14 protein-coding genes are annotated in these 21,399 nt (G+C 46.6%); 9 read left to right on the plus strand and 5 right to left on the minus strand.

Annotated features, from left to right (window positions below):
• Positions 1–86: 86 nt before the first annotated feature.
• On the plus strand, positions 87–878 hold the full coding sequence (locus AC5JL3_RS04180) for a DUF928 domain-containing protein (RefSeq protein ID WP_496073273.1): 792 nt from the start codon (positions 87–89) through the stop codon (positions 876–878).
• Positions 879–948: 70 nt separating this feature from the next.
• Here the strand turns inward: AC5JL3_RS04180 and AC5JL3_RS04185 are convergent, their stop codons facing one another.
• Together AC5JL3_RS04185 and AC5JL3_RS04190 are read right to left on the minus strand one after the other, a co-directional pair.
• On the minus strand, positions 949–2,820 hold the full coding sequence (locus tag AC5JL3_RS04185) for a sensor histidine kinase (protein ID WP_496073274.1): 1,872 nt from the start codon (positions 2,818–2,820) through the stop codon (positions 949–951).
• A gap of 109 nt (positions 2,821–2,929) precedes the next feature.
• Positions 2,930–5,788 carry a PAS domain S-box protein gene (locus tag AC5JL3_RS04190; RefSeq protein ID WP_496073275.1) on the minus strand — a complete coding sequence of 953 codons (2,859 nt, stop codon included), beginning with the start codon at positions 5,786–5,788 and terminating at the stop codon, positions 2,930–2,932.
• A 296-nt stretch (positions 5,789–6,084) separates the two neighbouring features.
• Between AC5JL3_RS04190 and AC5JL3_RS04195 the strand changes: the two genes are divergently transcribed.
• Complete coding sequence (locus tag AC5JL3_RS04195; protein ID WP_496073276.1) at positions 6,085–6,948, plus strand: arginase family protein; 864 nt, start codon at positions 6,085–6,087, stop codon at positions 6,946–6,948.
• Positions 6,949–7,094: 146 nt separating this feature from the next.
• Here AC5JL3_RS04195 and AC5JL3_RS04200 read toward each other — a convergent pair whose 3' ends face one another.
• Both AC5JL3_RS04200 and AC5JL3_RS04205 read right to left on the minus strand, forming a co-directional pair.
• A complete protein-coding gene (locus AC5JL3_RS04200; RefSeq protein WP_496073277.1) occupies positions 7,095–8,840 on the minus strand; it encodes an NAD+ synthase in 1,746 nt (581 codons plus the stop codon).
• 145 nt (positions 8,841–8,985) lie between these two features.
• The gene (locus AC5JL3_RS04205) at positions 8,986–9,672 is read right to left on the minus strand and encodes a helix-turn-helix transcriptional regulator (RefSeq protein WP_496073278.1); all 687 of its coding nucleotides are present in this window, start codon (positions 9,670–9,672) and stop codon (positions 8,986–8,988) included.
• Between the two features lie 48 nt (positions 9,673–9,720).
• Between AC5JL3_RS04205 and AC5JL3_RS04210 the strand changes: the two genes are divergently transcribed.
• The 5 genes from AC5JL3_RS04210 to AC5JL3_RS04230 all read left to right on the plus strand — a co-directional run bounded on the left by AC5JL3_RS04210 (position 9,721) and on the right by AC5JL3_RS04230 (position 17,666).
• On the plus strand, positions 9,721–9,975 hold the full coding sequence (locus AC5JL3_RS04210; protein WP_496073279.1) for a hypothetical protein: 255 nt from the start codon (positions 9,721–9,723) through the stop codon (positions 9,973–9,975).
• Positions 9,976–10,130: 155 nt separating this feature from the next.
• On the plus strand, positions 10,131–11,432 hold the full coding sequence (locus AC5JL3_RS04215) for an efflux RND transporter periplasmic adaptor subunit (RefSeq protein ID WP_496073280.1): 1,302 nt from the start codon (positions 10,131–10,133) through the stop codon (positions 11,430–11,432).
• Positions 11,433–11,731: 299 nt separating this feature from the next.
• Complete coding sequence (locus AC5JL3_RS04220; protein WP_496073281.1) at positions 11,732–14,917, plus strand: efflux RND transporter permease subunit; 3,186 nt, start codon at positions 11,732–11,734, stop codon at positions 14,915–14,917.
• Positions 14,918–14,953: 36 nt separating this feature from the next.
• Positions 14,954–15,145, plus strand: coding sequence for a hypothetical protein (locus tag AC5JL3_RS04225; protein ID WP_496073282.1), 192 nt, complete (start codon positions 14,954–14,956; stop codon positions 15,143–15,145).
• Positions 15,146–15,476: 331 nt separating this feature from the next.
• Positions 15,477–17,666, plus strand: coding sequence for a tetratricopeptide repeat protein (locus tag AC5JL3_RS04230; RefSeq protein WP_496073283.1), 2,190 nt, complete (start codon positions 15,477–15,479; stop codon positions 17,664–17,666).
• Between the two features lie 412 nt (positions 17,667–18,078).
• Here the strand turns inward: AC5JL3_RS04230 and AC5JL3_RS04235 are convergent, their stop codons facing one another.
• Entirely contained in the window at positions 18,079–19,935 is a 1,857-nt protein-coding gene (locus AC5JL3_RS04235) for a WD40 domain-containing protein (protein ID WP_496073284.1), read from the minus strand.
• 31 nt (positions 19,936–19,966) lie between these two features.
• Here AC5JL3_RS04235 and AC5JL3_RS04240 point away from each other — a divergent pair, with 31 nt between their 5' ends.
• Both AC5JL3_RS04240 and AC5JL3_RS04245 read left to right on the plus strand, forming a co-directional pair.
• A complete protein-coding gene (locus AC5JL3_RS04240) occupies positions 19,967–20,110 on the plus strand; it encodes a hypothetical protein (RefSeq protein ID WP_496073285.1) in 144 nt (47 codons plus the stop codon).
• A gap of 42 nt (positions 20,111–20,152) precedes the next feature.
• Positions 20,153–21,286 carry a carboxylate-amine ligase gene (locus AC5JL3_RS04245; protein ID WP_496073286.1) on the plus strand — a complete coding sequence of 378 codons (1,134 nt, stop codon included), beginning with the start codon at positions 20,153–20,155 and terminating at the stop codon, positions 21,284–21,286.
• The last annotated feature ends 113 nt before the right edge of the window (positions 21,287–21,399 follow it).

A 21,399-nucleotide genomic window follows, 5' to 3' on the forward strand; every position in this document is an offset into this window, starting at 1 on the left:
ACTTAAATTACATACAAACTTTGTCATTAGGCTTTTGTTCTGCCATCTTAATAAAAAGACCCTGCTTTCTAGAGAACGCATAGCTTATGGCTTGGTTTAAACGCTCATCACGGTTCATAATTCTAACGACACTGCTAGCGGTGAGTTTAGCAATAGGGATTGCAGTCAATACTCCTGCACAAATGCAACCTCAATTGAGAACTGACTCAATCAGTGGCAAGTTGCCAACTGACTGGGAAAATACTTTCACCCCACCAACTAGTGGTTCTCTTCCGGTGAATAGGGAGGGTGGAGGTACACGGGGTGCCAAGTGTATCCAAGGTAATGATTCACTCATTGCTTTAGTTCCAGCTTCTTTGATAGGAGAAACTATCGCTGAGTATCCAACCGTTTTCTGGTATATGCCCAAAACAGTAGCAAGCCAGCTAGAGTTTATGTTGCAAGATGCCAATCAAGAGGAGATTTACTCGACTACCTATACGTTGGCGAAGTCTACTGATAACACAGTTATCGGTACTCCCGGCATCATGAGTCTTAGTCTTCCTGCTTTTGCTAACTTACCTCCATTGAAGTTAAATCAGGAGTACTTCTGGACAGTAGCTTTAGTTTGTAATCCGACAGACCGTTCTCTAGATGTTTTTGCTGGTGGTGGAATTAAGCGAGTTCAACCTGACCCAACTCTTGCACGTCGAGTCCAACAAGCAACACCCCAAGAGCGTATCGCTCTCTATGCAAACAAGCGGCTATGGTATGAGACGCTGGCTACTTTAGTTGAATTACAACGTGATCGCCCAAATAGCTATGATCTGACAAATGCTTTTAATAAACTACTGACTTCAGTCGGATTGCAAGGACTTCCTTCTCAACAAGTCAATTAAAGCAACGAATAGGCTAGCTTCGTCACTCATTCGGCACTCAAAACCGTTGAAAATTTGGAGGTCGATAGTTTTACGGCAACGGCAAAGTGACTATAAACGTAGTGCCGTCTCCAACTTCACTCCTAACCTGAATCGTTCCCTTGTGTAAATCTACTGCCTTTTTAACAATTGCCAGTCCTAATCCCGTACCAGGGATTTGACCGACATTGCTTGCTCGATGAAACGATTCAAACAATCGTGCTTGGTCTTCTGGGGGAATACCAATACCCTGATCTTGAATCTGGAAGATTGCCTCTGTATCGGTTAGATTCAGTTCCCACCGTACAGTACCGCCACTTGGTGAGTATTTGATGGCGTTTGAGAGCAAATTGCTAAAGATGTGCCGCAGCAATTTTTCATCCATACAAGTGGATACTGGCTTACTAAGCAACGCTAGCTCTCCTGAAGCACCGCTATTGAGGTTTTGCCCAGACACAAAGACAACAGAAGCTCTCGTGGTGGCATCTTGGGTGCTGGCTTTTCCCAATTGGAACTCTTCCACCAAATTCAGACAAAACTGTTCCAAATCAAGGGGAGTTGGATTAAACTCCAATTTACCTGCTTCGGCTTTGCCAATGAGTAAGACATCGTTCAACAATTGAGTCATGTGTTGAACCATATTTTGAATACGCTGGAGATGGCTGCGTTTTTTGTCCTCACTCCATTTCTGGCTATAGTGTTCCAGCAATTGGGCCGAACTTAAAATTGTTGTGAGTGGAGTGCGGAACTCGTGGGATGTGGTAGAGACGAAGCAAGATTTGAGTTCATTCAGTTCCTTTTCTTTTTGAAGCGCGTTACGAATTTCTTCTTCTGCCTGTTTACGCTCAGTGATGTCATAAAGGATACCGGACGTACCAAGAAGGGTACTGTCAGGATTGAGAGTTAACCGCGCCTCAACTTCGAGCCAGCGAAAACCACCGTTTACTGTTAGATAACGAACTTCAAAGCGACAGTAGTCTTTTTGACCTGAAACTAAGGAGTAGAATTGCTCCCGACTAAGTTGACAATCATCTGGGTGAACGTAGTCTATCAACGCTTTACCTAAGCTTTGTTCAAGAGAAAATCCGGTAATTTCACTCCACGCTGGATTGAGAAACGTCCATCTACCCGTCATGTCGGTTTGGAAAATTACCTCTTTGATGCCATCAACGACAGAGCGATACCTCCTCTCACTCTGGCGCAAGGCTTCTTCATTCCGCTTGCGTTCTGCGATTGTCGCCATTCGTTCTGCCCTGGTTTGGCGTTCACGCTTGACTGTCTCGGTGTAGTTATCAAAAAAGTCAATTAAAGTAGGTTCGTCTGCCAGTAGTAGTCCTAAATGCTCCTGCACTCGCTTGTCAGATTCGTATTGATAGGCAATTTCCGGGTGGGCTTCCATCCACGCATGACAAGTCCTCACATAAGCGATAAACGAAATTAAGTGCTGGTAATTGACTTGTCCCAGAATGCGGCGAAGTTGACTCCGGCAGTACTCAGCCTCCTCTCGTTCCATAGCAATAAAGATTGAACAGTAGAGGAGACTTTCTTCTAGTGCTGAGTTCGCTTCTGGTAAAATCGCCAAGCCATCCGGATAGGCAGCTAACCGACTGAGGTGTTCATCAATTTCAGCCTCCGTTGGCGGTGGTGATTCCAACAGTTGCAGTACCTCCCGTGCCCTGACTCCTAGAGGGCGTAAAGAACAACTATGGCAAATCATGCAGTAAGGAACAGGACAATAACGTGAGAGGTACGCAGAGATCTTTTCCTTGAAAAGAGGCGATAGAGGATTACCAACGTAAGCCGAAAGTGTTTGTTGCCATAAGTTTTCCATCACCTGTGGAGTTTCTAGTGCTGGTGCAAAGAAAGGAGGGAAGAAACCAAATTTTTCCTCGATTTCTGCCTTAATTTGATCACTGGTTCGCACGGATTTCTATCTCCATTCCGTAAGCCATAATCTTAGTCTTCCCATATCCCCCGTAGGGGCGCACAGCTATCATTGTGGCAATTTAAGGTTAGCTTGGTGGTTGTAGATACTATATTGGCTGTATGGGCAACTCGATCGCAAATTCTGTTCCTTGCCCTGGTGTTGAAATACAAGTTAGCTGGCCACCGTGTTTTTCAACAATAATTGAGTGAGCGATCGATAGTCCCAAACCCGTGCCGACACCGACAGGTTTAGTGGTGAAGAAGGGGTCAAAAATACGTTGTTTCACATCTTCTGGGATACCAGAACCATTGTCAGAAATTCTAATCATTACATGGGAAGGATGAATGGCTCCGCCTTCATGCTTGACTGCGGTACGGATTACAATCATTGGCGAACAAGGCTGTGTTTCTAGGGCATCAATAGCATTATTCAGGAGATTCATAAACACCTGATTGAGCTGACTGGGATAACACTCAACCAGAGGCAATTGACCATACTCTTGGATTACCTGAATTTCAGGCGATGAAGGGTCTTTTTTCAGTCGATGCTGCAAGATTAGCAGGGTACTACTGATGCCTTCATGAATATCAACCTCCTTCATGTCTGCTTCATCCAGACGGGAGAAGTTGCGTAGAGAAAGGACAATTGTACGAATGCGCTTCGCTCCCTTTTTGATTGACTCAAGCAGTTTGGGGAAGTCTGCTTTTATGAACTCCAAGTCAAGTGCAGCAATCTGTTGCTGGATTTGTGGTATAGGTTCCGGATAGTATTTGCCATAAAGTTGTACTAGGTGCAGCAAGTCAGAGGCATATTCACGGGCGTAGGCGATATTCCCGTAGATGAAGCTAATGGGATTGTTGATTTCGTGGGCAATACCCGCAACCATTTGACCAAGACCGATCATTTTTTCATTCTGAATTAGCTGGGCTTGGGTTTGTTTGAGTTGGTGCAAGGTTTGCTGAAGCTGTTGATTTTTGGTTCTCAACTCGCCCTCAGATCGCCGCAAGGCTTCCTCTGCTTGTTTCTTATTGCTAATATCCTGCACCACTGCAATAAAATACTTCGGGATGCCGAATGAACTACGCCGCAACGAGACAGTGAGGTTAACCCAAATAAACGCACCACTTCGAGTGATGTAGCGTTTCTCCATAGAGTACATCTGAATCTTCCCGGCTAATAGCTGAGAAATTTGGGAGACATCGGCATCTTCGTCGTCTGGGTGGGTAATATCCTGGAAAGTTTGTGTCAACATTTCCTCCTGGGTATACCCTAAGAGGTCACAATACTTTTGGTTAATGCGGAGAAATTCACCCTTTAAATTTGCATGAGCAATGCCAACCGCCGCTTGATTGAAGGTGGCACGGAATCTCTGTTCGCTGTCTTGGAGTGCTTTCTCTGCTTGTTTACGATCGCTAATGTCACGCCAGAAAACGGAAAGCCCTTCTGCACAGGGATAGACACGCACTTCAAACCAGCTATTCCACTGCGAACAGAACGTTTCAAAAATGACAGGAATTTGCTCTCGCTTGGCTTTATGGTACTGCTGTTCAACGATCGTATCTGCCGTTTCTGGCAATGCTTGCCAAATATTTACCCCTCGCAATTCTTCCCGATTTCGTCCAAAAATCCGTTCGGCTTCTCCATTGAGATACGTGAACTGCCACTGATGATCGAGGGCAAAAAAGGCATCGGTGATTCGTTCTAGGATGTGGACTAATTGCTGGTGCGAGGCTTGTAGTGCCTCCTCGACTTGCTTGCGATCGCAAATGTCTGTAATCATCCGCAAGACACCAACAAACTCACCCGCCGCATCTAAAATTGGCGTAGCCGAAACAATTGCCCACAAATCAGAGCCATCCTTGCGGCGGAATTTGAAATCATGTCGTTCGTGGATGCCTTGACGGCGGCGCTCTACATAAGCTTGCGCTAGAATTCGACTGTCTTCATCCATGAATTCAAAAAGCGATCGCCCCACCATTTCCTCCACGGTATAGCCCAGCATCTCGGCAATGCGGCTGTTAGCAAAGGTTGTCTTGCTATCCACATCGAACATCCAGATGCCTTCTGATGCCGTTTCCAAGATGCGGCGGTAATGATTTTCTGATTCCCGCAGTCCCTCCTCAGCTTTCTTACTCTCGGTGATGTCTTCGCAAATCCCTAACAGATACCGGGGAGTACCACTGTCGTCCAGCAAGGGGATTTTCTTTGTATGTATGCGCCGTTCTCCATGATGGGGTGTCATCAGGGGGACATCTCGGCTTTCTACCAGCTTGCCTCCGGTTAGCACTTGTCGGTCTTTAGCACGTAAGTATCGCGCTTGCTCTTGTGGTAAAAAATCATAGTCGTTCTTGCCCAGCACGTCTTCTCTGGAATAGCCAAATACTTCCTCACTGGCTTTGTTCCAGTACATGAATCGCAAATCAACGGCATCTTTAATAAATATTCCGAGGGGTAGATTTTCAACAACAGAGTTCAGGAACGTTTGGGTACACCGCAAATCGGCTTCAGCTTGTTTGCGATCAGTAATATCCAAAATGACCCCATTGAGCTGTAGAGGCAACTCTTGTGGTTCTCCCTCCCCCTTCTCACTGAAAATGCCTTGTCCTTTGTCATAAACCCAAGCTAAACTGCCATCAGCTCGAACAATCCGGTACTCAATAACATAAGGCTGTTTAGCCTGCATACCCTGTCGAACAGCCTGCTCAACTCGCGCCCGATCTTGGGGGTAGATAATACTGGTAAAAGATCGCACACGATTATTGATAAAATCACTCGGCGGATAGCCAGAAATCTCTTCAATCGCTTCGCTAAAGAAAGCCATCGTTCGTAAAGGCGATCGCCCTAAAGCTTCGTCGTAAGCACAGTGGTACACAGCCCCCGGAATATTAGCGACTAAAGCGCTAAAGCGTTCTTCGCTGTGTTTCAGCAATGCCTGTACCTCTTGACCAGTCGGGGAGTGAGTCACTTGTGGAAAATTTGCTTAGATATACATGGTTTTATAAACACCCTGCGGTGGGGCAAGCTAATCTGCCTTTCTGTCAAGCCCACTACTGCCAAAAATATTAAATTATTATTTAATTTTATGTTTAATTATTTAAAATAATAAGTTTATTGAATATAGAAATACCTTATGGTTTTTATAAAAATATTCTTCAAAAGGAATACCGCTATGATTAGCAAGCTACAAAAAGAGAAATAAATACATTTTTTATTCGTTAGGTGGGCAAGGTGAAGTAGTATTTAGCATCAAGTGAGCCATCCATGTCAGAGCTTTTACATGAAACCTTGAACCTCTTCTTCCCACAGTGGCAGGGTTCAGGAAAGTTTGAGCTGTATGAGGGTGCCAAGCTTCTTTACGAATCTCTGCACCATAGAATTTCCTTTACTGAGATTTCTACGTCTCTAACTTATTCACTAACCATTGATGAGAGCATTCTTGGATACAGCCAAATTTTTTCCCAACTTTTAGAGGCTTGTAGAGTTATACAAACTCATAATCCAGAACGTATCCTAACAGTTGGAGGAGATTGCGGTGTTGAAATTGCCCCCGTTTCTTTCCTCAACAAGAGATACGACAAAGCCTTAGCTGTCCTATGGTTAGATGCTCACGGAGATTTAAACACGCCAAGTTCATCCCCTAGTTCTCATTTTCATGGAATGCCATTGCGCGTTTTACTAGGGGAAGGTAAAACGGATATTGTGGAGCAAGCTTTTTCAACATTACGTTCAAATCAAGTATTTCTTATTGGATCGAGAGATTTCGATTTACCTGAAAGAAGTTTTATTCAGCAAAGCGATTTATCTGTGTTCTCAGCCAAGGTAATTAATGATAGGGAGTATGAGCCGCTATTCTCAACGTTGGAGAAAGCTGGTTTTGATAAACTGTACATCCATCTTGACTTAGATGTTATCGAGCCTGAAGAGTTTCCTTATGTGGCTTGCCCGATACCAGGTGGAATACATATAGACAGACTCAAAAATCTGTTAGTTTCTTTAAAAGACAGTTTTGATATAGTTGGCTTTAGTGTGCTGGAATTTTTGCCGACTAATCTTATAAACTCAGCTGCTTTAGAAGTTGTCAAGCTCCTTGAAAGCGTTAATTTGATGTCTCTGTCAGTTACATAATAGTTACAATGCCGCCACTCCTCTTAGTCGTTAAACCGTGACAGCTAGCTTAATTTCGCTAGCTTTGAATAGGAAAATTGCTTAATTATACTGATTCGGTAAAGGGGAAAGGATTAATCTCTCTTTTCCCCTTCCCCCTGTACCCATTAAGCAAGTGTTTGAGGAAGGCTTTTAGTAGTTTCTGATTGCTCACTACTTACAGGTAAAGGGCGACTCGCAATTGGCATCCGCCAACCAGTACCAAAGGCACGGTCAGTAACTTTTAGTCCCGGAGGGGCTTGTCTACGCTTAAATTCAGCCCCAGCAACTAACCGCAGTACTTTGTTAACAATATTAGGGTCGTGACCCGCATCAACAATTTGAGTAGGTGTTTGATGGTTGTGAAGCAGCCGATCCAGGATATCATCTAGAACGTCGTAGGACGGGAGAGAGTCTTGGTCAACTTGCCCCGGCTTAAGTTCTGCACTCGGAGGCTTGGTGAGGATGTTGCTTGGGATAATTTCTTGTTGCTGATTTGAATGAATTTTCACCACTCCGCTAGTATTGAGCCATTTGCACAGGGAGTAAACGCGAGTTTTGGGAACATCGGCAATTACAGCTAAGCCACCATTCATATCGCCGTAGAGGGTGCAGTAACCGACTGCCATTTCTGACTTGTTACCTGTGGAGAGGAGGAGATAGCCAAACTTATTGGCGATCGCCATTAACAAGTTACCTCGAATTCGTGACTGAATATTCTCCTCTGCAATGCCAAACTCAGTCCCAGCAAATAGCGATTCTAAGGTATGGTCATATCCTTGCATCAACTCGCCAATCGGCAGAGTGTGCGTCTTGATGCCTAAATTAGCGGCGAGGGTAAGGGCATCTTTAACCGAATGGTCGGAACTGTAAGGAGAAGGCATCAGGACACCCAATACATTCTCTCGTCCCAATGCAACAGATGCGATCGCAGCAACCAATGCCGAATCTATCCCACCACTTAAGCCCATCACAACCTTACTAAAGCGGCACTTACGAGTATAGTCATGCACGCCCAGTACCAATGCTGACCAAATTTCCTCATCAAGACTGGTAGGTGCGGGTGCTATTGTTGTCGGTAGCAAATCTCGCTCTTGCTCATCAAATTCCAAAATTACTAAGTCTGTCTCGAAAGCACGGGCATGACAGACTATCTCACCGGCACGGTTAAAGGCGACACTATTGCCATCAAACAGCAAATCATCATTACCCCCTACCTGATTGGCGTAAACGATAGGTTGCTGGTAACGGACAGCACCATGTCGCAACATCGACTCCCGGAGTTGCTGCTTACCAGCACTATAAGGTGAACCTGATAGATTAACGATGATATCTACACCCTCGTGGGCTAAGTCTGCAATCGGATTAACGGCATAATTCCGCTTGCCCCAAAACTCTTCATCATTCCACAAATCTTCGCAGATGGTGACACCAATACGGACACCATCAAGGGTAAAAGAATTAGCCTGAAGCCCTGGTTCAAAGTAGCGATTGTCGTCAAAGACATCGTAGGTGGGCAACAGTCGTTTGTGAAACATCTGCTGCACTACGCCCTGTTCTAGCAAGGCGATGCTGTTAAAGAGTGGCTTGCCACCAGCGACATGAGCGTTTGGATTTGGTGTCACTGTCCCCACTAAAACAGCAAGGGATGACGGCAGTTGTTCTGCCAGTTGTTGCAGGGTAGTTGCCATTGCTTCCACCAAAGCTGGATTTAGCAGTAAGTCGCGTGGTGGATAGCCACACAAGGATATTTCTGGTGTGAGTAAGAGGCGTACCCCCTGATTTGCCGCAAGTCTTGCCGTCTCCAGAATCTGTTGAGCGTTGCCCGTAAGGTCACCTATTGTCGGATTGAGTTGTGCGATCGCAAGTTTCATATGGGTTTAGTTGCTAAGGTTCTTTTATAGCGTCAAATCAAATTCACAGGAAATTCTAGTAATTTAGAAATTACCTTAAGCCCATTGTTGCCAGTGTAATTAATGAGCCAAGAACCTAATTGCTAGCAGCCTTGAGTGCGATCGCTCAGCATGATCGCGCTAATTGACTGCCAGACAGTTGAGCTACCATTTCAGCACGAGAGGAAACCTGCAACTTCCGAAACATTCGCTTCAACGCTTGCTTCACCGTGTTCTCTGTAATCCACAGCACCGCACCAATCTCTGCACTGGTTAACCCTTGCGCTACGAGTTCTGCAATTTGAGCTTCGCGGGGTGTTAACCGCTTGCAATTCAATGAAGTCATTGCAACGGGTTGAGATCTCAAATCTGCTAATCGAGACGAGAGATGCAGACAGAGGGCACTTAAATCTGCCAGATTCTGAGCATCAAATGCGGGATAGTCTCGATGGCGGGTGAAGGCAATGCCGCCCACAAGTTTACCACTGTGGACAATTGGTCCAATCATCACATGCCCATGATCTGCACGGGGACATATGGTTTTCCAGACTCCGGGCGGCAAAATCACTTCTTCATGCACTGGGGCGTGACGTTCCACTAGATAACGCAAGACAGGGTTGTGGTCGAGCGATAACGCCAATCTGATCATGCCTGGAGTATTGGCATCGATCGCAGGAAATTCATCCAGGAAACTGAGTCCCCAACGGGTCGCGGTGAAATACTCGCCGACCGTTACCATCACAGACTGACGCAGTTCTCTCTCATCCTGCGCCTGAGCGATCGCTTGAAACAGAAATTGCAGCGAATTTGCCATGATGGTTTGCCCAATCCTAATCAATAGAATGGCGTTGAACAGAGGATTTTGTCAAAAGACAGTGGCTTGTCCCTGATTCTGTTGGTATGGGCATATCGGATTACCCTTCCTCGCCGAGTGCAAAGCCTCACAGCCAGTCTACCAGTCCTGTTGGGATTGCAATTTCTGACGATTCATCTCAAAACTCCGATTCCACTAGCGATCGCACATCCGCTAATTGGTTTCACGCTGTTTTCGGTATCCACCACATTGGTACATCGCGTTAGCCGTTTCCTGTTTCCTAAAGAAGAGGACGCCTTGTGACATTAACTCCTGCGTTCTAAACTACTTCGCCAATTCGTTATCAGAGGTACAGAATGTTAACGTTTTCTCCCGATGATGCATCATAGTTAAAGAAGCTATTTGCATTTCTTTGCATTGCACCTGACACCACTAGGTCAGAACGTGGTAGGAACGCCATGACCAATAAATCCTCAGAAGATATACCAGCCGATCAGCTCGATGAAACGTGGGATGAGCTAGATGAATCCTTACCGCCTCGCCGGAAGAGGGGAAAGCTCACAGCATGGCAAGGTGTGGCAATTGGCATCGGTGTCGGCATTGCGCTTACGGCTGGCGCGGGAACACTGCTGTCTCGCCAACCCTCAACGGGTAAGACGGAAAATAATACACAGCAAGCAGCACAACCCAGTTCAACTGTCACTGTTGCCCAAGCACAAACGAGTCCTATTGCCCGTACCTTAGCAACTACGGGTACAGTTGCCGCTCGTAACTTGATTCCTGTTCTCCCTCAGGCAACAGGCTTACAAGTTAAGCTAATTTTGGTGGAAGAGGGACAAGCTGTCAAAGCCGGACAAGTGATGGCAGTTCTTGATGATTCGGTGTTGCGGGCGCAACTGGCTGGCGGACAAGCGAATGTTGCCTCAAATCAAGCCGTTGTAAAGCAAAGACAAGCGGCATTGCAGCAAGCCCGTGCAACACTCGCAGAAGCACAAAGCAATCTCCAACGGTATCAAACTTTAGCAAGAAACGGTGCAATTAGTCGTCAGGAACTGGAAACCCGTGCTACAACGGCGGCGACTGCCAGAGAAGCTGTTGCCAGTGCCGAAGCACAAATTGGTAGCGCTGAAGCTGATGTCCGTAGCAGTGTAGCAACCGTTCAACAACTGCAAACACAGCTAGGACAAACGGTTGTTCGCGCCCCTGCTAGTGGTGTGGTTGCTGAAAAAACGGCTCAGATTGGGGATGTCAGTAACGGAACGCAAAAACTATTTTCTATTATCGGCAACGGTGCTTTGGAACTTGAGGCGTTGGTTCCCGCTACGCAACTACCGCAAGTTCGGATTGGTGCGCCTGCCACAATTACCTCCGATACTGATAACCGTGTTCGCCTGTCGGGACAAGTTAGAGAAATTGCGCCTTTAGTCAATGCCGAAAGCCGTGAAGCAACAGTCAGTATTGACATACCGCAAACGAACTTACTGCGTCCTGGGATGTTCGCCCGTGCTGCAATTACAACAACAACAGCAACTGGTGTAACAGTACCAAGTAAGGCAGTTCTCCCCCAACCGGATGGCAGTTCAACAGTATTCCTACTATCGGGTGAAGGCAAAGTACAAGCGAGAAAGGTAGAAGTAGGGGAAGTTGTCAATGATGGAAATGTGGAGATTAGAAGCGGTTTGCAACCAGGCGATCGCGTGGTGGTAGCCGGAGCAGGTTTTCTCAAAGATGGCGATACAGTCAGGGTAGCGAATCAATAAGGGTAGTTGCCCTGTAACTACCGAGAGGTAAGACAAGCACAAGCCTAAAATTAGCCAGTTTGATCAGAGTAAACGTTTCATCGCTCAAGTGATGAAACGAGAGGGAGCCTTGAAAAAGGCACTCTAATTTTGGCTGGAAAGGAATAGCAGGAATTGATGGAATGCTTCAGGAAATTTACGAGAATTTTATCAGGATCAAGGCTAGCTTCCTTTTTAACAATTATTTTAGAAATAGAAGCAACAATTTATGACTCTTTTCCCGCTGAGGTCACATCTAAAGGTTAAAATCCAAAATTTTTATGTCGTTCAACATCTCCGCATGGTCAATTCGTAAGCCAGTTCCGACACTGGTTCTGTTCTTAGTCTTGACTGTAGTAGGGTGGTTTTCCTTTACTCGGTTGGGGATTGATGCCAGTCCCAATATTGATATTCCAACAGTTTCAATAACCGTAACCCAGCCTGGGGCGGGACCCTCTGAACTCGAATCTCAGGTAACAAAGAAAGTTGAAGATGCCATCGCGGGCTTAGGGAACATTGATCACATTATTTCCACGGTTAATGATGGGGTTTCCAGTACCGTTGTTAACTTTATCCTAGGTACAGATAGCGATCGCGCTACCAACGACGTGCGTAATGCCGTCGCCCAAATCCGGCAAGACTTACCGCAAGACGTTAACGAACCGATTGTTCAGCGACTGGAATTTGCGGGTGGTCCGATTATGACCTACGCGGTTGTCTCTGAGAGTCGGTCAGTTGAAGACTTAAGCTACTTGGTTGACCAGACAATTAGCCGTGCTTTGCTGGCAGTCAAGGGCGTTTCTCAAATCAAGCGGGTTGGTGGTGTTGATCGTGAGATTCGAGTCAACCTCGACCCAAGTCGATTACAATCCCTTGGGATTACCGCTACTCAGGTTAATGACCAAATTCGTGCCTTCAACGTCAACCTACCAGGGGGACGAGGGGAAATTGGAGGAAGCGAACAAAGCATCCGGACATTAGGTAGTGCAGCCAATGTGGATGTCTTGAAAACTTATGAAATTGTGCTGCCGAATGGTAGTTCAACTCCCCTCTCGAACTTAGGAGAAGTGATTAACGGCTATGCCGAGATACGGCAGCAAGCCCTGCTAGATGGGAAACCTGTCGTAGCGTTCCAGGTGTTGCGTAGCACAGGCAGTACTCTCGTAACAGTGGAAGAAGGGGTCAGAAAAGAAGTCGAGAAACTGCAAAAGACTCTTCCCCGTGATGTCAAGCTGCAACTGATTTTTACACGAGCCGACTTCATTCGCGAATCCTATGAAGGCACTATTGATGACCTGATTCAAGCGGGTAGCTTGGCAGTGGTGACAATTCTAGTCTTTTTACGAGACTGGCGAGCAACCTTGATTACCGCTGTTGCATTGCCGCTATCCATTCTTCCCACATTTGGTGTTCAGTATTTGCTGGGTTACACCCTCAACAATATGACCTTGCTTGCCTTAGCGTTGGCAGTGGGAAACTTGGTTGATGATGCCGTTGTGGAAATTGAAAACATGGAACGGCACATGGCAATGGGGAAAACGTCGCGGCAAGCGGCTTTTGATTCTTCAGCGGAAGTTGGTTTAGCTGTACTTGCTAGTGCCGCGACGATTATTGCTGTGTTTTTGCCCGTTGCCTTTATGGGCGGCATTCCGGGTCAGTTTTTCCAACCATTTGGGGTAACGGTTGCTGTTTCTACTCTCTTCTCAACCTTGGTAGCGCGTACTGTAACTCCAATGATGGGCGCTTACTTACTCAAGGAGAAAAAACAGAATAAGAAGAAAGACTCGTTTCCCTTCTACGGTTTTCCTTCTACCTTCCGTAGACGATTTCAGCCGTATCGCAGTGTGTTGAAATGGGCGCTGCGGCATCGAATGACCACGATGGCAGTTGCGATCGCGTTTTTCATCGGCAGTGTAATGCTCATCCCCTTGATTCCCAAGGGATTCATCGACAATGGCGACCTGGGTATTTCCACACTTAGCGTTGAACTGCCTCCCGGTTCTACCCTGGAGGACACCAACAATGTTGTGCAGCAAGCAAGCGGGTTAATCCGACGTTCACCCGCTGTTAGCAGTGTGCTGGGAACCATCGGCTCAAGTGGTGGCGGTAATGATGGGGGAGGTGTGAATAATGCCACTGTCTTTGTTCAGCTCAAAGATAAAGAGGAGCGTGACCTCTCTCAAGTAGAGTTTGAGCAGCAATTGCGTCCACAATTGTCCCAAATTCCAGGAGCAAGAATCAGCTTCCAGAGTCAAGGTGCAGCAGGAAGTAGCAAGGACGTATCCCTTCTCCTCAAGAGTGAAAACCCTGAAGCTTTATCAACTGCGGCTAATGCCTTAGAACAGCAGATGCGAACGGTGCCTGGATTAGTGGAAGTAAGTTCCACTGCAAGTTTAGTAAAGCCAGAGATTTTGGTAATTCCTGACCCAGCGCGTGCTGCTGACTTGGGCGTGACGGTACAAGCGATCGCACGAACAGCTTCGCTTGCAACTATCGGTGACAACGAAGCAAACTTGGCTAAGTTTAATCTCCCCGATCGCCAAATTCCGATTCGAGTGCAAATTAACCCAGAGGCACGAGACGACCTTGATACACTCAGAAATCTCTGGGTGCCAGGTTCAAATAATACACTGGTTCCCTTAGTCTCAGTCGCTGATATCCGTTTCGGTAGTGGCCCTGCAACCATTGATCGCTATGATCGCTCTCGTCAGGTTTCAGTGGAAGCAAACTTACAAGGAATTGCCTTGGGAGATGCGGTTGCAGCAGTAAATAAGCTACCAGCACTGAATCCGCTACCTCCAGAAGTCGTGCAACAATCGGCTGGGGATGCGGAGATTATGCAAGAGATTTTTGGTCGCTTCGGCGGTGCGATCGCGTTAGCCATCATGTGCATCTACGCCATCCTCGTTCTGCTGTACAACAACTTCCTTCATCCTGTGACAATCATGGTGGCGTTACCCCTCTCCTTGGGAGGCGCACTACTCGGCTTAATGATTGCTCAAAAGGCGTTAGGACTATATGCGCTGATTGGAATTGTCCTGTTGATGGGAATTGTGACCAAGAACTCAATCCTACTGGTGGACTATACGTTAATCAACCAGGAAGAAGGCAAGTCACAATACCAGGCATTAATCAACGCTGGAACTGATCGCTTACGACCAATCTTGATGACCTCTCTCGCTACGATTGCGGGGACAATTCCCTTAGCGTTGGGACTTGGTGCAGGCGCTGAAGTACGCAGTCCAATGGGCCTTGCTTTGATGGGAGGCTTCACTACCTCAACACTACTAACATTGCTGGTAGTACCTGTGTTGTTCACCTATGTGGATAACTTACAGCGATCGATTACCAACTTGGGTAAGAAAGGTGGGAAAAAGAAGGGTGGAGAAAAGCGATCGCAAAACATCCTTGAAGAATCGCAACCGACTAGCAATGGAGGAAAACCTAAATCCCCTGTTGGGAAGTAAGTTATTGCTCATCTATAGCAATTGTATGATGAGCCATTGTTTGATGAAGAAATTCAAGCATGGCGATATGGTCCTGTGTGTCCTCCTGCTTACAGGTTTTACAGTCTCGCATCAACCAAGGAGAAGTGCGTGACTGGCTCAACTCCCTACTTGATTGAACAATCCGAGAATTTTAAGCGTTCTTTCAAATCCGACTACTTACCTGATGAAGGCGATCGCATAGTCTAAGAGATGCAAGAATACCCAGGCTTTTCCTCTAGAGATATTTCCTCAGCAGTGTCTGTTTTTTGTAATTAAGCCGCGTTGGATTGTTATTGATACCCAAAGCGTCAATCTAATTTTGTTCTACAAGAGAATAGAGGATGTTGAGCAATTTAGAACAACTGTCCTGATTCAACCCAATCAACGCCCTTAGCTCTTTTTCTAAGAGTCTCTCAGCTAATCCTGACTCAGGTAAAAATCCGAGGAAGAACTATATAGACACCCACTCCTGCAACGCTTTTGTCTTCTTGCGCCAGCACAAAAGTGTTACGCACTTGCGCCCTGACGAGTTACCAGCATGACAGCAACGGATATTGCCTCACATAAAGTTTCAAATTGGAATCGGCAAACCTATCAACGGTTAAAACTTGCCTTGAGTCTGGGATTGCGCCGCCAACTTTTTGTGGCGGTGTGTGATGACCTAAGTTTGCGTAATCGATTGGCAGGTAAGTTGAACGCTGAGATGGGTGCAACTTCAGCAAAAGAGCTATTGAATGCTCAAAACCACCCAAAATTGGTGAGCTTGAACTTAAGCTTGAGCGACCCCAATCCTCTAGGGCAGATGGCGCAATGGTTAGCAAAGAACCGACCATCCCGAAGTCCTGCACCAACCCCTGGATTTCAGATTTTGGGTGTTGAGCGTTTAACACGGCAATCGCCAACAGTGCAACGATTGTTCCTTCGGCGTTTACAAGCGATTGAACACAATCTCTCACGCCTGGAATCGACACTGTTAATTTGGTTACCAAGACCTTGGTTTCATACCATTCAGCAATCTGTCCCAGAATTTTGGCAGTTGCATACGGCTATCTTTGAATTTGAAGGAGAACCAACACCACTACCCCCAGTTGGCGCTTCCAAACCAGAAGCATCTAAGCCTTCACCACCATCTGAGGAAGCAACGGGTTCGTTCAAGGAAGACTTGCGAACGCTGCTGACTCAAGATTTGGTCAAGCTAGCTGACATTGGTCAGGAAAAACAGCACGACGGCGATTTCAAATATCCTCAATCCGGTTCAGAAGTACCATTCAACGCCTTAGGTGGGGGGTTTCCTCCTGTAACAAATTACCCAACATTTCCTTACTCTACTCCTAGTTCCCCCTTATCCGTTCCAAAGGAGCCAACAGAGAATCGAGTAGCGCCGCTTCAGCCTGATTTGAGAGTGGGTGATAGTGTTCAGAATGAGCCTACTCAATCTGATGAGCAAGCTAATGATGATCAGTACCAAATTCCAGATATCAAGTTAGGCGAATCAGCGGCACCCTCTCAGCCAAACGTCCAACAGCCCTCAGCTAACCCAACAGCGTTGCAAGCTGACTCTTATCTGCAACTGGGTAACTACTATCGCCAAGTGATTGAACAGGGAGATGCGTCTGAGGAGAATTTAGAGATCGCAATTCAGGCGTATGAGCAAGCGCTGCAATACTTAGAAGAGGACTCGCCTCACTTATCAGATATCCTCAATGATGTTGGCAATCTCTACTGGATACTCTCTCGTTCTCCTAGCAGCGTTGAGCATAGCCTTTCCTACCTAGAGCAAGCGATTCAATCTTACCAACTGGCATTAACAAGGCTGGTTGCCGAAGAGGTTCCCCAAACCTATGCAATGATTCAGAATAATTTGGGAGCCGCCTACGGAGACTTAGCTCGTCATCAAGACTCAGCAGAGAACTTAGAGCAGTCGATTCGCGCTTATGAAGAAGCCTTGCGCTATCGCCGTGCGGAAAGCGAACCACTCAAGTATGCTTCTACACAGAACAATTTAGGGACAGCTTACTGGAATCTCGCTCAACATCAATCACCCGTTGCCAATTTACGAGCTGCGATCGCATCTTATGCCGAAGCCCTGTCGTATTACAACACGAAAACCGAGCCGTTGAGTTGGGCAATGATTCACAATAACCTGGGTACTGCCTACTGGAATCTTGCCCAATACGAAAAACCAGAACACTGGTTAGAGTTGGCAACCTCAGCGTATCAAGATGCTTTGATGTACCGTAAACCAGACGTTACTCCTGCGGCTTGTGCTGCTACACAAAATAACCTAGGCACAGCTTACTGGCACCTAGCCGATCGATTTCAAGATGAACCAGACGCACAGGAACGATACTTAAAGTCTTGTATTGCCACTTATGAAAGTGCGATCGCGCTTGTCCAGCAACTTTCGCGCAACACCCCACCAATACCGATAAACTTCGATGTCCTTTCAACTTATAACAATCTAGGACTCGCATATTACCAACTAGCCACAGAAGCACATTTTTCCTTAGATCAAGCGTCTAAATCCGCTCATCTTGAAGCGGCTCTAAACCAACACGTACAAGCTTGTACAGGTGTATCTCCGCAATCGGATTCTTATCAAACGACCCTCAGCTACATTGTCAAAACCATTCGTGCTTTCTACCGTGAAGGTGGCATTGCGGGACAAAACATGGCTCTGTCGAAAGTTCCGGGGCAGTTGTTACCGGAAATTTTGCCACGGTTGTAGACGAAGGGCTAGAGCGTGTTTTCAAACTTAATTGGCTTCGTTTATGTAGTGCAGATCCCCCTAAATCCCCCTTAAAAAGGGGGACTTTGAGAAGATTCTCCCCCCTTTTTAAGCTATGCATTACTCGCATCTTTCTTAACATTTGGGAGAGTGATCGCTCTCCCCCTATCAAATGCCCATTCCTTCATGACTAATTCTCAATAAAACTCAGTTTTTCCCAAGAAGAATGAGCGGTATTTTGTCAAGGGTACTGGTGTTTAGGAATCTTGAAAGCCTTGTGAAACAAGGCTTTCAAGATTGTTAAAAAGGATGTGAGTAATGCATAGCCTTTTTAAGGGGGGCTGGGGGGGATCTGAATTTAATTAAGTCAGTGACATTCAAGTTAAAACAGTGATCGCTTCTAGAACAATCCCTAACGGGTGATTCGCCAAATTTTGATGGTTTTGTCCCAACTCCCACTGGCAAGTATCTGTCCATTCGGGCTAAAAGCAACAGAATCAACGACATCTGAATGCCCCTCTAGAGTAACAATCTCCTGTTTAGTAGAAACATCCCATACTTTGATAGTCTGATCCCCACTGCCACTGGCTAAAGTTTTGCCATCTGCGCTAAAAGCGACAGACGTAATAAATGCTGAATGCCCCTTGATGGTGCTAATTTCTTGTCCGGTGCGAACGTCCCACATCTTGATAGTGCTGTCTCCACCTCCAGTGGCTAAAGTTTTACCATCAGGGCTAAATGCGACAGAACTAACCCCGTATGAATGCTCTTTGAGTGTCATAATCTCTCGTCCGGTACTGACGTTCCACAGCTTAGTAGTTTTGTCCTTACTGCCACTGGCTAAAATCTTGCCATCGGGACTAAAAGCTACAGAATTAATATATTTGCGATGCCCCTTGAGGGTGCTAATTTCTCGTCCCGTGCTAACCTCCCACAATTTAATAGTGCAGTCTTTACTGCCACTGGCTAAAATCTTGCCATCGGGACTGAAAGCAAGGGAAAAAATTAACTCAATATATAAACTCTGCGTTGAATGCCCTTTGAGGTGGCTAATCTCCTGTCCGGTGCTAACGTTCCATAGTTTGATAGTGTCGCTCTTACCAAAAGCTAAAGTCCTGCCATCGGGGCTAAAAGCAATGGAATTAACCCCACCAGAATGTTCCTTAATAGTGCAAATCTCCTGTCTGACATCAACATCCCATAGTTTGAGGCAGTTGTTTTTGTCCTTGTATCCACTGCCACTAGCTAAAGTTTTGCCATCGGGACTAAAAGCTACAGAAAGAACTTGGGCTGAATGCCCTTGGAGAGTAGCAACTAAGGAAATGTTTTGATCTGCAATTTTAGGGGGTGTCTGTACAGTAGGTGAGAGTGCTACAACATCGACGCTTGTTGCTTCCGAAATCTCCAAGTCTTGCATTACTTCTGATGCTGATTGATACCGTTGCTTAACCATGCTATGAGTCATTTTGTCCAGAATGCGACCCAGTTTATCGCTCACCGGATTGTTGGGTAGGTAATTGCGCCACACAAAGGCATTCTCTATCGCGTCATACAGCTCAGGCGTCTCAATGTCAGTCAACAGATGAATGCAGGTGACACCCAAACTGTAGATATCGCTGGCAAACACCGCTTTCCCAAATAGCTGTTCCGGGGCTGCATAACCCGCTGCGCCGATATATGTCCCAGCTTTGCCTAAAGCTGTCCCCGTTGCATACTTAGCTGCCCCAAAATCCACCAGCACCAGTCTGCCATCCGAGCGACGACGGATGATATTCTCTGGCTTGATATCCCGATGAATCACCTGCCCTTCATGGATAAATTGCAGCACAGGCAGTAAGTCACTTAACAGGTTGCAAATCTGTTTTTCTCGGAAAACGCCCGTTTGTGCCAACTCCTCGGCTAAGTTTTGCCCGTCGATGAATTCCTGCACGATGTACTGGCGATTATCTTGCTCGAAATGTGCAAATAGTTCAGGAATCTGGGGATGTTTGCTCAACTGTTCCAAGCGCACCGCTTCCTGCTGAAATAACTCGGCGGCTTTACCAAAATTATTTTGCCCTTGAGGATAAAACTGCTTTATCACACATTGGGGTTTTGATGGCTTGTACTCATCCTCTGCTAAAAGCGTTCTGCCAAAGCCCCCTTGAGCAAGAGGTTTGATGGCACGATATCGCTGTGCCAGTAAAAGTTTTGTACCGCACTTTTGGCAAAAGTTTGACCCATGAGGGTTCTGGGGCTTCTGACAATCCGGGTTCAGGCAGTAGCTCATAACAGGTTAGTAATCGGCAAAAGAGTCTATCGTGAGTGTTCCCAGAAGTGTCCTGTTCAAAACGCGATCGCACTATCCGTCTCGCCAACTAAGACATAAACCCGATCGCATCACGCGGCTAAAGCTTATGATCATCTTCAACCAACCTTCAGAGAGATGCGATCGCATTAATTAAAACGCTAAAGTTAACACCTGAGCGCATCTTGGAACTCCCATCATGGCACCCGAATCAGACGATTTCACTATCGGTGTCGAAGAGGAATATCAGATTATCGACCCTGTAACCCGTGAGCTGAATTCGCGTGTTAAGCAGATACTACCAATCGCACGGAAAGCACTTGGTGAAGAGGTACAGCCGGAAGCTCAACTTTCCCAAATCGAGATTGGAACCCCCATCTGTCGAACACTTGCAGATGTGCGTCGAGAGCTTGTACACAGTCGCCGTGAAGTCATTGCCGCCGCCGCAAAAGATGGTAATCGCATCGCTGCTGCTGGAACGCACCCATTCTCTCACTGGGAAGATCAGCAAATTACACCCAAAGATCGCTACAAAAGCCTGGAACGAGATTATCAACAACTCACACGCGAACTACTGATCTGCGGTTGTCACGTACATATCGGAATTAGCGATCGCGAGATGGCAATTCAAGTCATGAACCGCGCCAGGGTATGGCTTGCACCCTTACTCGCCCTATCCGCCAATTCACCGTTCTGGTTGGGTACAGATACAGGATATGCAAGTTATCGCACCGAGATTTGGAGTAGGTGGCCCCTATCAGGCGTTCCATCTATATTCCAATCCCATGCCGAATACAAAACACTTGTAGAAGCCTTGGTTGCCACTAAAAGTGTAGAGGAAGCAACGAAGATTTACTGGGATGTGCGCCTCTCCGAGCGCTATCCAACCGTCGAGTTTCGCGTTACGGATGTGTGCCTGACGATAGACGAAGCGGTTATGGTGGCAGGACTGGTGAGTGCCTTAGCGCGGACTTGTTATGAAAAAGCGCAACGTGATGAACCCTTTGTCACCGCACGCCCTGAACTCCTGCGGGCTGCTCATTGGCGTGCCGCACGTTATGGCTTGGAAGGGGAGTTGATGGACATTAACGCCCTTACTGCCGTACCAGCGCCTGAAATGGTTGAGACATTTCTGACATTCCTACGCCCAGCACTTGAAGATGCTGGAGAGTGGGATGAAATTTCATCAATCGTACATGAAACCATGCAGTGTGGCACAGGCGCAACCCGACAGCGAAAAGCTTACAAACGTGCGGGGCGCTTGGAGGATGTCGTTGATTTAATCATCGAGGAGACGGAGAAAGGAACTGCATCAGGTTCATTCTCTTATTAAATTTCGCAGCAGATAAAGAGCACAAGCGTTAGGGGAAGCCAGGGCAAGTAGTGTAAGCCCCAATTCCCAATTCCCAATTCCCAATTCCCAATTCCCAATTCCCAATTCCCAAT

It is taken from the genome of Symplocastrum torsivum, assembly GCF_059505465.1.

What these genes read in the sequence shown, in the direction of transcription:
- AC5JL3_RS04230 (WP_496073283.1), top strand. Translation starts at nt 15,477, where the DNA reads ATGACAGCAACGGATATTGCCTCACATAAAGTTTCAAATTGGAATCGG.
- AC5JL3_RS04220 (WP_496073281.1), top strand. Translation starts at nt 11,732, where the DNA reads ATGTCGTTCAACATCTCCGCATGGTCAATTCGTAAGCCAGTTCCGACA.
- AC5JL3_RS04205 (WP_496073278.1), bottom strand. Translation starts at nt 9,672, where the DNA reads ATGGCAAATTCGCTGCAATTTCTGTTTCAAGCGATCGCTCAGGCGCAG.
- AC5JL3_RS04215 (WP_496073280.1), top strand. Translation starts at nt 10,131, where the DNA reads ATGACCAATAAATCCTCAGAAGATATACCAGCCGATCAGCTCGATGAA.
- AC5JL3_RS04200 (WP_496073277.1), bottom strand. Translation starts at nt 8,840, where the DNA reads ATGAAACTTGCGATCGCACAACTCAATCCGACAATAGGTGACCTTACG.
- AC5JL3_RS04245 (WP_496073286.1), top strand. Translation starts at nt 20,153, where the DNA reads ATGGCACCCGAATCAGACGATTTCACTATCGGTGTCGAAGAGGAATAT.
- AC5JL3_RS04180 (WP_496073273.1), top strand. Translation starts at nt 87, where the DNA reads ATGGCTTGGTTTAAACGCTCATCACGGTTCATAATTCTAACGACACTG.
- AC5JL3_RS04235 (WP_496073284.1), bottom strand. Translation starts at nt 19,935, where the DNA reads ATGAGCTACTGCCTGAACCCGGATTGTCAGAAGCCCCAGAACCCTCAT.
- AC5JL3_RS04195 (WP_496073276.1), top strand. Translation starts at nt 6,085, where the DNA reads ATGTCAGAGCTTTTACATGAAACCTTGAACCTCTTCTTCCCACAGTGG.